The organism is Lactivibrio alcoholicus, from assembly GCF_055390895.1.
In genome coordinates this window covers 516951-530497 of sequence record NZ_AP042471.1, presented here as the reverse complement: position 1 = coordinate 530497, position 13547 = coordinate 516951, and the positions used below count along the sequence as shown (strand labels likewise).

13 protein-coding genes are annotated in these 13547 nt (G+C 59.6%); all 13 read left to right on the top strand.

Features of this window, described 5'->3' with window-relative positions; translation table 11 throughout:
- The first annotated feature begins 3 nt into the window (after positions 1-3).
- The 13 genes from fliQ (at position 4) to ACZ5IU_RS02605 (ending at position 13517) form a co-directional block, all read left to right on the top strand.
- Positions 4-273 (top strand): flagellar biosynthesis protein FliQ, encoded by a 270-nt coding sequence (gene fliQ, locus ACZ5IU_RS02665; protein ID WP_464420245.1) that lies wholly within the window; start codon positions 4-6, stop codon positions 271-273.
- A complete protein-coding gene (locus ACZ5IU_RS02660; protein WP_464420243.1) occupies positions 270-1055 on the top strand; it encodes a flagellar biosynthetic protein FliR in 786 nt (261 codons plus the stop codon). The genes fliQ and ACZ5IU_RS02660 overlap by 4 nt, the downstream gene beginning before the upstream one ends.
- Positions 1056-1117: 62 nt before the next feature.
- Complete coding sequence (flhB, locus tag ACZ5IU_RS02655; protein WP_464420241.1) at positions 1118-2278, top strand: flagellar biosynthesis protein FlhB; 1161 nt, start codon at positions 1118-1120, stop codon at positions 2276-2278.
- Between the two features lie 36 nt (positions 2279-2314).
- Positions 2315-4396, top strand: coding sequence for a flagellar biosynthesis protein FlhA (flhA, locus tag ACZ5IU_RS02650; protein WP_464421797.1), 2082 nt, complete (start codon positions 2315-2317; stop codon positions 4394-4396).
- Positions 4397-5701 carry a flagellar biosynthesis protein FlhF gene (gene flhF, locus ACZ5IU_RS02645; protein ID WP_464420239.1) on the top strand — a complete coding sequence of 435 codons (1305 nt, stop codon included), beginning with the start codon at positions 4397-4399 and terminating at the stop codon, positions 5699-5701.
- Entirely contained in the window at positions 5694-6605 is a 912-nt protein-coding gene (locus ACZ5IU_RS02640; protein WP_464420237.1) for a MinD/ParA family protein, read from the top strand. The genes flhF and ACZ5IU_RS02640 overlap by 8 nt, the downstream gene beginning before the upstream one ends.
- 4 nt (positions 6606-6609) lie before the next feature.
- Entirely contained in the window at positions 6610-7275 is a 666-nt protein-coding gene (locus ACZ5IU_RS02635; protein WP_464420235.1) for a flagellar brake protein, read from the top strand.
- A 22-nt stretch (positions 7276-7297) separates the two neighbouring features.
- Entirely contained in the window at positions 7298-8371 is a 1074-nt protein-coding gene (locus ACZ5IU_RS02630) for a protein-glutamate methylesterase/protein-glutamine glutaminase (RefSeq protein WP_464420233.1), read from the top strand.
- A 29-nt stretch (positions 8372-8400) separates the two neighbouring features.
- Complete coding sequence (locus tag ACZ5IU_RS02625) at positions 8401-10491, top strand: chemotaxis protein CheW (protein ID WP_464420231.1); 2091 nt, start codon at positions 8401-8403, stop codon at positions 10489-10491.
- Positions 10492-10514: 23 nt separating this feature from the next.
- Entirely contained in the window at positions 10515-11138 is a 624-nt protein-coding gene (locus ACZ5IU_RS02620; RefSeq protein ID WP_464420229.1) for a chemotaxis protein CheC, read from the top strand.
- Positions 11139-11142: 4 nt separating this feature from the next.
- On the top strand, positions 11143-11637 hold the full coding sequence (locus ACZ5IU_RS02615; protein ID WP_464420227.1) for a chemotaxis protein CheD: 495 nt from the start codon (positions 11143-11145) through the stop codon (positions 11635-11637).
- A 27-nt stretch (positions 11638-11664) separates the two neighbouring features.
- Positions 11665-12756, top strand: a complete 1092-nt coding sequence (locus tag ACZ5IU_RS02610) for a hypothetical protein (RefSeq protein ID WP_464420225.1) — start codon at positions 11665-11667, stop codon at positions 12754-12756.
- An 11-nt stretch (positions 12757-12767) separates the two neighbouring features.
- Positions 12768-13517, top strand: a complete 750-nt coding sequence (locus ACZ5IU_RS02605) for a sigma-70 family RNA polymerase sigma factor (protein WP_464420223.1) — start codon at positions 12768-12770, stop codon at positions 13515-13517.
- Positions 13518-13547: the final 30 nt, after the last annotated feature.

Genomic DNA, 13547 nt, shown 5'->3' with positions numbered 1-13547 from the left:
GCCATGCTGCCGACAAGCATCTCCGACGTGTTCATGAACGCCATCTGGATCACCCTGATCACCTCGCTTCCGATCCTGCTCATAGCGATGATCGTCGGCCTCATCGTCGGCATCCTTCAGACGGCGACGTCGATTCAGGAACAGACGCTCATGTTCATTCCCAAGATTGTCGCCGTGCTTCTCTCCCTCGTTCTCTTCGGTCCGTGGATATTCGGCCGGATCGGCGAACTCACGCGCCATCTTCTCGGCGAGCTCGACCGTTTCGTCCAATGATCAATTCGGGAGATCCCGTCGTTCAGTATCTCGCCCTCTGGCTGATCGTCGGGCTCCGGTTCCTCGGTACGATCTTTTCCTCCCCGGTCTTCACATCGACATCGCTTCCGCTGGTCGTTCGTTTCTGGCTTGCGCTCATGCTCGCCGGAACCGCTATGGCAGCCTGGGACGGGGCCATTCCCGCGCTTGTCTTCGATTCCCTTCTTCCCCTTCTGTTGGCGTGCGCCCGCGAATTCCTCGTCGGAGTCGTCCTCGGATTTCTGTCAGGGGCTCCGTTTTATGCGCTCCAGGTTGCGGGAGAACTCATCGGTACGACGATGGGGTTGTCGATGGTCAGCCTTCTCGATCCCCTGAGCGAGGAAGAAGTCGTCATCGTCGCGCAGCTCCAGTTCGCGGTGGGGCTGTGGTTCTTCTTTCACTGGAACGGACATATCCTCCTGACCCATGCGCTTGCGGAGAGCCTGAAGCTGCTTCCGCCGGGAGCGGTGAATTTTTTCGCGTCGGGCGACATGAATCTCGGCGCCTGGCTCCAGAGCGTCTTCAACCTCGGAGTCCGATTCGTGGTCCCCTATTACGGAGCGCTGCTTCTTGCCGACATCGGTCTTGGATTTCTCGCCCGAACGGTTCCGCAGATGAATATCTTCATTCTCGGTCTTCCTCTGAAAATGGGACTCGGGCTCTTTCTTCTGATGGTCGTCTTCCCGCTGACGGTCGACCTGATGGCGCCAATGATCGATGGCGTCTTCGAATCAGCGCTTCGGGGAATCACGGCATGGAGGTGACTCGTCGTCCGGCCGCGGGATTGTCCGATTCACCTCAAATTTCCGTCCGCACGATATCCGGGGTGCTTCAATATGATGGCGTTCTGCGACGCGCGCTCCCGGAGTTCCGGTTGCAGTTCTTCGCGCAGGAGCGCACGGAGCCGGCGACCCCGAGAAAACGCCGTCGGGAGCGCGAAGAGGGGCGTGTCGCGAAGAGCAACGATCTCGACGCGGCCGTGATCATCCTCGTGGGACTCTTCGTCGTCCTGGTCCTGGGAAACTGGATGAAGGACGGTCTTGTGGAGAATATCCGCTCGGTGATCCGGTATATGGGAGACCGTGCGTTCCATCAGAGCGACTGGGGAATGACGCTCGGACTCGAGTCTCTGAAACGGTTCCTCGTTATCTGGGGTCCGGTCGCGCTCGCGTCCGGGCTTTCGGCGTTCGCCGTCGTGGTGTCGCAGGTTGGCTTCGAACTGACGACCAAGCCGCTGACGCCCCGTTTCGACCGTCTCAACCCCGTGAGCGGCATGAAGAAGATTCTCTCCCTTCGCTCTATCGCCGAGATGGTGAAGGGGCTGTTCAAAGCTTCCCTTTTCGGGATCGTTCTCTACAGCGCCCTGAAAAACGAGACTGCGGGATTCATCGAGGCCATCCGATATCCGGTCGACTCGGGCATCGGCGTCATAGCGGACCGAGTCTGGGCGCTCTGCGCGAAGTTCGCGTTTCTGCTGCTTGTCATCGCGCTCTTCGACTATGTGTATCAGCGGTGGGAGTTCGAACGTTCCATCCGCATGAGCAAACAGGAGATCAAAGAAGAGTACAAGCAGATGGAAGGCGACCCGATGCTCAAGAGCAAAATACGGCAGAAGCAGCGGGAAATCGCGAGGAAGCGCATGATGGCAGCCGTCCCGAAGGCCGATGTCGTTATCACGAACCCGACGACGCTCGCCATTGCGCTTCAGTACGACAGGAAGGTCATGGAGGCCCCCGAAGTCGTCGCGAAGGGAAAGGGGTTTCTCGCAAGGAGGATCCGGGCGATCGCGGAAGAGAGCGGGGTCCCCGTGATCGAGAATGTTCCGCTGGCTCGCGCCCTGTACCGGGAACTTGAGATCGGCGATTCGATTCCCGAATCTCTCTATAAGGCCGTGGCGGAAGTTCTCGCCTTCGTCTACCGGATAAAACGGGCCGAAGGGACGCGGCGATCGGGGAATTCTCCGGTACAATACGGGCGGAGGGGATAATTCGTGGCACAGGCCAATACGACGACGTTCCGAAAGATGCTTCAGTATTCCGACCTCGGTATGGCCGCGCTTGTCGCGCTGATTGTCGGAATGATGATCGTCCCGCTGCCGACCGGGCTTCTGGACATTCTTCTGTCGCTCAACATCGCGCTCGGAGTCGTGGTGCTTCTCGCGACATTCTATGCCCACAGGGCCCTCGATCTCGCCGCTTTTCCCACGATTCTGCTCATCGTGACGCTGTTCCGGCTGGCACTGAACGTCTCGACGACGCGACTGATCCTGCTCCGCGGCGACGCGGGGCAGGTCATCAACGCCTTCGGCAATTTCGTCGTCGGAGGAAATTACGTCGTCGGCGCGGTCGTCTTCCTGATCCTTGTCATCATCCAGTTCATCGTCATCACGAAGGGCGCCGAACGTGTCGCCGAAGTCGCGGCGCGCTTCACGCTCGACGCCATGCCCGGCAAGCAGATGGCGATAGACGCGGATCTCAACGCCGGTCTGATCGACGACACCGGAGCCAAGGAGCGGCGACTCAACATTCAGCGGGAGGCGGACTTCTACGGAGCGATGGACGGCGCGTCGAAGTTCGTCAAGGGAGATGCCATCGCCGGACTGATCATTACGGTCATCAACGTGGTTGGCGGCCTCTCGATCGGCGTGCTTCAGCGGGGGTTGACGCTCGACCGGGCTCTCGGGCTCTATACGCTGCTGACGGTTGGCGACGGTCTGGTTTCACAGATTCCTGCACTGCTTTTTTCGACGGCGACTGGCGTCATCGTGACGAGAGCCGCCGGAGAAGCCGATCTCGGGCGGGATATCGTCACGTCGCTTACGGCGTACCCCCGTCCGCTCTTTATCGCTTCGACATTTCTTCTCGGGCTTGCCGTGATTCCGGGACTTCCCACGATTCCGTTCGTGACGCTGGCGGCCTTCACAGGACTCATGGGGTACTGGGTCCGTCGCGAGGGACTCGTCCAGCAGGCCGTAGCGGCCAAGGGATCCGGAAAAGGAGGCGCCAAACCCGGTCAGGAGGGAAAGTCTCCAGGAGCAGCGGCTCAGCCCCAGAAACCGTCGACATCTCCGGAAGACGTGATGCGGCTTCTCACCGTGGATCCGATGGAGGCGGAGATCGGCTATGCCGTCATCCCTCTCGTCGATCCGGCCCAGGGAGGCGATATGCTCGACCGTATCGGTACGATCCGGAAGCAGATGGCGATGGAGCTGGGGCTCGTCGTGCCGCCGATAAGGATCCGCGACAACATTCAGATCCGACCGACGGAATACGTCATTCGCGTCAAGGGGGCGGAAACGGGGCGCGGAGAGTTGCTGCCGGACCACTATCTCGCCATGGACACGGGTGCCGTTCAGGAGGAGATCGTCGGAGTTCCGACGACCGAACCCGCCTTCGGACTCAAAGCCGTCTGGATTACCCCCGAACTCAGGGACAAGGCGGAGGCGGCCGGATACACGGTCGTCGATGCCCCGTCCGTCCTGGCGACGCATCTGTCGGAGATCATCAAGCGGTACGGCGCCGAACTTCTGACGCGACAGGAGGTTCAGAAGGTCGTCGATATGGTGAAGGAAAGCGCTCCGGCAGTCGTCGAGGAGATGATGTCCTCCCTGTCGCTCGGGGAGATCCAGAAGGTGTTGCAGAACCTCGTTCGGGAATCGATCCCGATCCGGGATCTCGTGAGCATCTTCGAATCCCTCGCGGATTTCGGAAAGATATCCCGAAGCGTCGACTTTCTGACGGAACGGGTTCGCGAATCGCTCGCGCGGATCATCACATTGCGCGTTCAGGGAGAGAACGGCATGGTCATGGTGGGGACGCTCTCTCCGAAATGGGAGGAAATCATCAAGAAATCGGTGCACGGGGATATTATGCAGGGGTGGCAGCTCGCAATGGATCCGCGCGAAGTCCAGCGTTTCATCGCGAGCGTCTCGAAGGCCGCCGAGGAAATGGCCGTCACGGGGGCGTCGCCGGTGCTTCTCGTGCATCCGGACGTTCGCCTCGTCGTGCGCCGCATACTCGAAACCTCGCTGCCGAGCATATTTGTGGTATCTTATAATGAGCTTTCGCAGGGTGTTCAAGTCAAATCCATCGGGATGGTGGAGTAAATGCGGGTTCTCCAGCAGATCACTTTCGAGGCGAGGGACGATGCCGAGGCGATGCGCATCGCCGGCGAACGACTGGGCCGGGACGCCGTCGTCCTTTCGACGCGCCCCGTCAGGACCGGAGGATTTCTGGGATTTTTCCGCAAAACCGTGCTTCTCGTGTCGGCCGGTGTCCTCGAGGAGGAGAAACGGGAAGGGGACGAATCGAAACGCGAGCGGATGATGGCCTTCCAGAAACTTCTGGAGGCCCGGAAGGCGCTTTCCGAGAGCGCCGTTTCCCAGACGCCCATTCCGGCCACTGCCGGTACTTCCGAGCCGCTTCCGCCCCCCGCTTCAACGGACGACGGGGATACGCTCCGGTTGTCGAGGGAAGGCCTGGCCCTGGCGACATCGACCTCCAGAAAGGCGTACGAAAGCCTTTCGGGGGGACCTGCTCCGTCGAAGCTCGAACACGAGGTCTCGGAGCTCTCGAGGCGGTTGTCCGAAGTCATCCGGCACATCGAAGAAGAACGGGAATCTCCGCCGGATCACGACGGTACGGCGGGAAATTCGCCGCTGCTGGCGAAGCTTCTGGGTATGGAGGTGAGCCCGCAGCGGGCCCGGACGCTCGTCGAGCGATACGCTCGGGAGAACGACGGCCGGACGTTTCCGGAATGGCTCGCCGCCCGCGTGAAGGCGACGGGAACGACCCCGGCGGACTCCCTCGGCGGCAGGAGGGTGATGTTCGTCGGCCCGACAGGAGTCGGAAAGACCACGACGATCGCGAAACTCGCGGCGATCAGCGCGCTCTGGGAACGCCGGAAAGTTTTGCTCCTTACGGCCGATACCTACAGGATAGCCGCCGTCGAACAGCTTCGGACCTACGCGAAAATCCTCGGAGTTCCCATGGAAGTCATTTTCGAACCTGAAACCATTGACGAGGTCCTTACGAAGCATCAAGATGCGGATCTCGTCCTTTTGGACACCGCAGGACGAAGCCAGAAGGACACGAAACGAGTCGACGAACTGTCGTCGCTCTACGGAGCCTTCCGTCCCGACGCCGTTCATCTTCTGATCGCGGCGAACATGAAATATCGCGATATGCTCGAAGTCGTCAGGAAGACCGGCGTCGTTCCCGTGACAAGTTTCCTCTTCACGAAGATCGACGAGACATCGACGTACGGTGCGCTTCTCGACATCGTCGAGGATTTCGATCGTCCGGTCTCGTTCCTGACGACCGGGCAGAACGTTCCGAACGACATCGAGGTCGCTTCGGGAGTCCGTTTCGCCGATCTTCTTCTGATGCCGGGGAATATCGGCGATGGATAACCGGTATCAGTCCCCGGCGGTCGATCAGGCGGACGATCTGCGCAGGCTCATCGAGATTCAGCGGAAACCGTCGAGAGGTCTCGCGGGACTTCGTTCGATCGCAGTCGTCAGCGGAAAGGGAGGAGTCGGCAAGAGCAACATCTCCGTCAATCTTGCGCTCGCGCTCGGAGAATCCGGAATGCGGATTCTCCTCCTCGACGCGGATCTCGGGATGGCGAACGTCGATCTGATTTGCGGCATCACGCCCCGTCACACTCTTGCGAGCGTGATTTCGGGAGGGAAGACCGTCGAGGACATTCTCGTCCGGATCGACCGGAACGTCACGGTGCTTCCCGGAGGGCCAGGCGTTCAGGAGATGGCCGACCTCGACGAGACGGGACAGGCGCTCCTCATAGAAAAAATAGGCAGCCTCGAGGGAATGGCGGACCTGCTCGTCATCGACACGGGAGCCGGAATACACCGGTCGGTCCTCTCCTTCGCCCTTGCGGCCGATACGACGCTCCTCGTCACGACGCCGGAACCGACCTCGGTCCGGGATGCGTACGGAGTCCTGAAAGCTCTCGCCCTTGCGTCCAGGAGCCGGATCGACGTCAGTCTCGTCGTCAATATGGCGAAGACCGACAAAGAGGCTCTGGAGGTGGCAGAACGGATCCAGCTCGCAGCGGACCAGTTTCTTCGTCTTCCCGTCGCGAACGCGGGGTATATCCTTCGCGACGATACCGTTCTCGACGCGGTGCGCTTCCGGAGGCCCTTTCTCATCGGCTCTCCCCAGGGGGATGCCGCGAAGTGTATCCGCCGCATAGCGAGAAAGTTCTCGAGGGACGGTGAAACGGGAGAATCCGTTCCGACGGGACGCGGAATGAAGGCCTTCTTCATGCGGCTCGTGCGTGGACTCGGGGTCTGACGCCATGTCCCCGGAGGAATTGCTCCGCGTCCTTGACTCCAGAATCGGCTGCAAGGGAACGCTGATCATCGATACCGGCCTGTACAAGGGGATCTACGCGACCCGACTCGAGGACATCCGATCGGAGGTCCTCTGCGTTTCTCATCCTATGCTCCGCGCGGCGCTCCTGCCCGTGATGCGGAACGTTGAGCTGAAGCTTCGCCTCGAGGTTGAGGGGAACATCTATCAGATTCCGGTCGCGGTTGTCCGGAACTCACTCTCCGAAACGATTCCGCTCCTGTTGCTCGGGATCGTCGGAGATGCCGAGAAAATTCAGAGACGTTCGTTTGTTCGTGTCCCGTCGACTTTGCGGGTTTTTCTGTTCCGTCTATCCGCGTCTTCTGACGGTCTCGGATTGCGGGAATGGTTTCAGGCGACGGTAAAGGATATCAGCCTCGGCGGAGTGGGAATGGCAGTCCCTGTTTCGGTCGGAGTCCGTCTCGAACTGAAGGATCGTTTCTTTCTCCGGTTCATCCTGTCGGAAGTGCCGTTTCTTCTGGCGGCTTCCCTGGTTCGCAAGAGCCCGTCCGAGGAGAGATTCGATCTCGGTTTTGCGTTTGAGCGGCTTCCGACGATACTGGAAAAAACTCTTGTCGCATATATTCGCCAGTCCGAACTGGCCGGCAGGTAAGGCCGGGAAAGGGGGGAGCGCGATGCCGGGTTCGACGATCCGGGTTCTCGTTGTGGACGATTCTTCGTTTATGCGGAAAGTCATCAGCGATATTCTTTCGTCCGATTCCAGGATCGAAGTCATCGGAACGGCGAGGGACGGAGAGGACGCATGCGACAAGGTCGCGTCGCTCCGTCCCGACGTGGTGACGCTGGGTGTGGAAATGCCGAAGAGAGACGGTCTTGCAACGCTGGAATACCTCATGCGTACGACACCCGTCCCCGTTATCATGGTCAGCAGCCTGACGCAGGAAGGCGCTCAGGTGACTTTGAAGGCGCTTTCGGCCGGAGCGGTCGATTTCATCGCGAAACCGTCCGGTCATATCTCTCTGAATATGAGGGACGTGACCGCCGACCTCATCTCCAAAGTCGTGGCCGCAAGCACCGCGAAAATCGGTCCGATCCGGCGCGTCGAAGCACGACCGCAGACATACGTCACGCCTCCCCGCGAACAGCAACCTCGTGTTACCGCGCAAAGGGGACGACCGGTGATGGTGGCGATCGCCGCGTCGACCGGAGGTCCGCGGGCGCTCCAGCACGTCCTTTCGCAGCTTCCGACGACGTTTCCCGTTCCCATTGTCGTCGTGCAGCACATGCCGAAAGATTTCACGAAGTCCTTTGCAAATCGTCTCGACTCGATCTCCGCCCTGCGGATCATCGAAGGGGCGGAGTCGGTCGATCTGCAGCCGGGTATGGCGGTAATCGCGCCCGGCGGCTATCATATGCTCGTACGACGGAGAACATCGGGGGAGTATTACTGCGCTCTTTCGGACATGCCTCCGCTTCTTTCCGTCAAGCCGTCGGCGAACATCCTCTTTCTGAGCGTTGCCGACGAAGTGGGTGGGAACGTAGTCGGTGTTATCCTGACAGGAATGGGACGGGATGGAACCGATGGAGCTGTGGCGCTTCACGGAAAGGGAGCGCATATCATCGCGGAGTCTCAGGAAACGTGTGTTGTCTTTGGCATGCCGAAAGCCGCGTCGGAAGCCGGGGTGGTTGACGAGCTTCTGCCGTTGCACGAAATCCCGGAAGCCATCATGAGAGCTGTGCGAGGATGAGAAATTTCGATGTCTGGGGATGATGATCCGTGACGACTGGAATGGATATGAGTCAGTATCTCGGCGCGTTCCTCGACGAGGCCGGGGACAACCTGAAGCACCTCGATGATCTGATTCTCCTCGTGGAGAACGATCCGTCGAATCCCGACGCGATCAATGAGATCTTTCGGTCCGCCCACACCCTCAAGGGTATGTCGGCGACAATGGGCTTCGAGAAGATGGCGTCGCTCACGCACGCCATCGAGGACATGCTCGACGGAGTGCGGAAAGGAGAGTATTCCCTGCGTGGAGAAGACATCGACCTTCTGTTCCGATCTCTCGATACCATGCAGTCGATGGTCGACTCCATCAGAGGCGGAGGAAACGACGCATCCGTCGAGACGGAGGCGCTCGTGGCGTCGATCCGCGCGTCCGTGAAGGCGGACCGTTCGGTGGAGACCGCGAAAACGACGAAGGAAGAGCCTCTTTCGGGGCAGGACGAAGAGTGGATCCGGGAGGCGAGGGGACTCGGGATGAACGTCTACGAGGTTCGTGTCGTCCTTTCCCCGAGCTGTCTTCTCAAAGCGGCCAGAGCGTATATGGTCGTGAGCCGTCTCGAGGAACTCGGAGACCTCATCAAAACGATACCTCCGGTCGAAGCGCTCGAAAACGAGCAATTCTCCCAGGAATTCACGGTATACGTCAGTACCGGAAGCGGATCCGAACAGATCGAAGCGACGCTCTCGCGTGTCAGCGAACTGGCTGCCGTCGAAGTCCGCGAACTCGGCGTCGCACAGGTACCGGAACCGAAAGCCGAACCTTCCGCGCAGGAAGCGGATTCGGTTACGGTGGAGGAGGAAATCATTCCGCCATCCGAAGCTGAACCTTCGGCCGACCGGACTCCTGAAATGTCTCCCGAAAAACGGATCGGGACTTTGCCGAAGGCTGACGCGCAGGCTCCGAAAAAGGCGGCCGACGCGTCGAAGAAAGCGTCCCAGACCGTTCGTGTCGACATCGGGCGTTTGGACAAGCTCATGAATCTCGTCGGCGAACTCGTCATCGGGAAGGCGCGAATCGAACGTCTCGTCCAGGAATCCCGGCTTCGCGAGTTCGATGAGCCTTTGTCGCAACTCGGCAGGATCTCGGGCGACATCCAGGAGCTCGTGACGAAGCTGCGGATGGTGCCCGTCTCGTTCATCTTCGAACGCTTCCCGAGGCTCGTCCGCGATCTCTCGAAAACTCTGAAGAAGGAGGTCGCGCTTGTTCTCGAGGGACAGGAGACCGAGCTTGACCGGACCGTCATCGATGAAATCGGGGAACCGATGGTTCATCTGATCAGGAACTGCCTCGATCACGGGATCGAAGTTCCGGAAGAACGCGTCAGGGCGGGAAAGGCCGAAAAGGGCACGATCACGATCTCCGCGTATCAGGAGGGAAGCGGCGTCATTATCCAGGTTTCCGACGACGGACACGGGATCGACGTCGCGAAGGTCAAGGAAAAAGCCCTCAGGAAGGGCGTCGTGACGCAGGAACAGGCGGACGCCATGACGGAAGACGAACTGATTCACCTGATCTACCTTCCGGGGTTCAGCCTCGCCGAAAAGGTGACGGATATTTCCGGTCGGGGTGTGGGTATGGATGCCGTCAAAACCAAGGTCGAGGCCCTCGGCGGACAGTTCGAGGTGCATACGAAGCTCGGTGAGGGGACATCCGTTTTCGTCCGTCTGCCGCTGACGCTCGCGATCGTCGTCGCCCTGCTCATCAAGGTCGGGGACGAAATCTACGCGATTCCGCTCGAGAGTGTCGAAGAGACGATTCTCGTCAAACGCGAAAACGTCAAAACCGTCCACGGCACTCCGGCAACACTCCTGCGCGGCGATGTCCTGGCGCTTTCGGATCTCGCCTCGATTCTCGGCACGGCGACTCCTGAGCGGGACGATGCGGAATACCCGGTCGTCGTGGTCAAGGCAGGAAAGAACAAGATCGGATTCATCGTGGACGAACTCATCGGGCAGCAGGAAATCGTCATCAAGTCGCTCGGCAGGTTCCTGTCGAAAATCAAGGGAATCGCGGGAGCGACGATCCTCGGAGACGGAAACGTCGCGCTTATTCTGGACGTTTCATCACTGTACGCGCGGTAGATCCGAAAAGGGAGCGGACTTTCATGGAACTCAGGGATTTCAATACCTTTCAGCTCGACGCCATCCGGGAGGTCGGGAACATCGGTGCGGGAAATGCCGCGACCGCACTTTCGAAACTGCTCGATCGTGCCGTCGATATGGATGTCCCAAGGGCCGAGCTGGTGTCCATCTACGAGCTCGGGGAACACTACGGCGCGCCGGAAACCATCGTGGCCGCAGTGTTTGTCCGCTCCGAAGGCGAATTCCCGTGCAACCTGATTTTCATCCTGCCGGAGGAAGAGGCGACTATGCTCGTTGACCTTCTTCTGGTCCAGCAGATGGGGGCCGCAATGCCGGATCTCCCCGATGAAATCAGGGACAGCGCCCTCGCGGAGGTCGGGAATATCGTCCTGAGTTCCTTCCTGAACGCGATCAATGTGCTTATGGGAACGACGCACATGATTTCAGTGCCGGGAGTGGCGCACGATATGCTGGGGTCCATTCTGGATGTCGTCGTGTCGATATACGGACAGATGGGAGATACGGCGCTCATCGTGAATACGACGCTCATCGTCGCGGGGGCGGGGGCCAATGTTTCGGGAAAGGTCATCATGATCCCGGATCCGGGATCGCTCGATACGCTTCTGGGGAAACTGCGGGTACTCTAGGATCATGGACGCCGTCTATCACGTCGGAATGGCGGATATCATCGTGACGTCAGCTCCTGCGACACTGGTGACACTGGGTCTCGGGTCCTGTATCGGGCTCGTTCTGTTCGATACCATAGGAAAAGTTGCCGGGATGGCACATATCATGCTCCCGGAGAGTCACTCCATCGGAGGTGTCCCCGTCGAAAAACCGGGGAAGTTCGCGGACACTGCCGTTCCGGTGCTGATCGACGAAGTCTGCAAGAGGGGAGCGCTTCGTTCACGCCTCAAGGCGAAGATGGCCGGAGGGGCGCAGATGTTCTCGCTTGCGGGGAATCAGAGCGAGTTTCTCGCGGTCGGTGCACGGAATATCAGGGAAACGACCGAGATGCTCCGAAAGTGTTCCATCAGTCTCGTCTCGAGCGATACCGGAGGCAACAGGGGACGGAGCGTCGAGTTCTCCACACTGACGTGGGTGCTTGCCGTGAAGACGCTCGGAAAGGGACGGGTCGATATCTGAATAGCATTTGGAGGGAGTTGAGTCCGCATGACGGAAACGGCTGAAGACGTCTTCGAAGAAAAGAGCGATTCCGTGAACGAGCCGGCGGACACCGAGTCCCGGATTTCATTCCGCTCTCTTCCTCCGGAAGTGACCGGTGAGTTGTGCTCCATGTTCGGATGCAGTCCCGATGCGCTCGATCAGCTGCTCTCCGCGATCAGGGGTGACCCCGATCGCGTCCTGCCGCTTCTTTCCGCTCTCGCTCCGGCGTTCGTCGCCGTCAAGGTCAGGTTCGAGACCCGCAGGCAGAACGAATTCGCCGGGGCCGTCTGTATTATCGCGAAGGGGATGTCCGGCGAAGTGATCGATGAAACGATATGGGTCGGCAGCACATCGCTCCCCGGGACGTTTTCCGTGGAGTCGAGCTGGGAGTCAGTCCGCAACACAATCCAGGAGATGACCTCGGCCCTTGAGCGCGTTTCCTACAAACGAGTCCAGGAACCCGTCAGAAAGGTGTTTTCTCCCACAGCGATCAACAGTCTCTACCGGTCCGATGAAAATATAGCGGAGATGGCGGCCGAGTTTTCCTCGACGTTGACATCGCTTTTTCATTACGATCTCACGGTGGAGATCCATATCGAACGATTCAACAAGACACGACTCGACCTCGGAGGACTCGGCGAACCGGAGAAAAAGTCCTCTCCCGAGGAAGTGACCGTTCCGGAAGATGCCGTTCTGCCCGTCGGGGAAGTCAGGATCGTCTGTCTTCCCGCTCTCGATCCGGTCAAAGGTCGGGCCGTTTCGGACCTCCGGCCGAACGATGTCGTGATCGTCGATCTCCAGGGCAGCGGACTCGCGAGCATCCTGCGCCGAACGCTGACCAGGAATGGCACGGCTACCGCCTTTCCCGTCCTTACGATCGAAAAGCTCCAGAGCGGGCAGTGTGCCGTCACGCTCGCGATTTCGGAAGGTATCCGGGGAATCTTCAAATCTTCGCCCGATCTTCGCGTCAAGCTTGCCCCTGCGGCCAATCCGTTCTCGAGCGAGGACGGACGAGTTCCGCTGATGGTTAAAATGCTCGCAGCTACAGCGGTAGCCGGAATCGTCTTCCTGTTCACGTATTTCTTCTTTCTGGGCTAGGGGGATCTTCCGTGGCCCTGAAGGAAGCCGATGCGAAACTCTGGGATGCCTACCACACGCACGTGACGGAGGGAAGCAGGGACCGGATCATCACCCGGTATCTTCCGCTCGTAAAGTACGTCTGTGCGCGCATGGCCGTGACACCCCCACCAGGGCTCGACTACGAGGATCTGCTCAGTTTCGGAATTTTCGGTCTCCTTGATGCGATTGACCGGTTCGATGTTTCCAAAGGGTTTTCCTTCCAGACGTTTGCGGTTCCGCGAATCCGCGGCGCGATCCTCGACGAGCTCAGGAAGTACGACTGGATATCCCGAACGGGGCGCGAGAAACTCCAGCGACTCGGAAAGGCGATGGACCAGGTGCTTCAGGACAAGGGAGGACTCGCCGATCGTGATCTCATGACGGCGCTCCGGATGGACGAGCGCGAGTACCGGGAGACACTCGAACTCGCGAGCCGGAGTTATATCGTTTCGCTGGACGAAGTCATCGCGCTCGAGGACGGCGAGGTCACGAGAGATGGAGTCGTTGCGGACGAAGGCGCCGAGGAGGCTTCGGAACGCATCGAAGAGGGAGACGATGTCGACCGCGTCACGGATGCACTCCGCCGGCTTCCGGAGCGGGAGATGCAGGTCATTTCGCTCTACTATTACGAAGGGTTGACGCTCAAGGAAATCGGCAGAATTCTCGGCGTTACAGAGTCACGGGTTTCCCAGATCCATGGGAAGGCCCTCTCAATATTGAGAGGACTCCTGCGCGTGTAGAACATCCGGAAAAGAGCAACGGGAGGGACT

Bases quoted from the DNA above. Each gene is read 5' to 3' on its own strand.
- ACZ5IU_RS02640 (WP_464420237.1), top strand. From the start codon at position 5,694: ATGGATAACCGGTATCAGTCCCCGGCGGTCGATCAGGCGGACGATCTG.
- ACZ5IU_RS02660 (WP_464420243.1), top strand. From the start codon at position 270: ATGATCAATTCGGGAGATCCCGTCGTTCAGTATCTCGCCCTCTGGCTG.
- ACZ5IU_RS02610 (WP_464420225.1), top strand. From the start codon at position 11,665: ATGACGGAAACGGCTGAAGACGTCTTCGAAGAAAAGAGCGATTCCGTG.
- ACZ5IU_RS02615 (WP_464420227.1), top strand. From the start codon at position 11,143: ATGGACGCCGTCTATCACGTCGGAATGGCGGATATCATCGTGACGTCA.
- flhA (WP_464421797.1), top strand. From the start codon at position 2,315: ATGCTTCAGTATTCCGACCTCGGTATGGCCGCGCTTGTCGCGCTGATT.
- ACZ5IU_RS02630 (WP_464420233.1), top strand. From the start codon at position 7,298: ATGCCGGGTTCGACGATCCGGGTTCTCGTTGTGGACGATTCTTCGTTT.
- flhF (WP_464420239.1), top strand. From the start codon at position 4,397: ATGCGGGTTCTCCAGCAGATCACTTTCGAGGCGAGGGACGATGCCGAG.
- fliQ (WP_464420245.1), top strand. From the start codon at position 4: ATGCTGCCGACAAGCATCTCCGACGTGTTCATGAACGCCATCTGGATC.
- ACZ5IU_RS02635 (WP_464420235.1), top strand. From the start codon at position 6,610: ATGTCCCCGGAGGAATTGCTCCGCGTCCTTGACTCCAGAATCGGCTGC.
- ACZ5IU_RS02620 (WP_464420229.1), top strand. From the start codon at position 10,515: ATGGAACTCAGGGATTTCAATACCTTTCAGCTCGACGCCATCCGGGAG.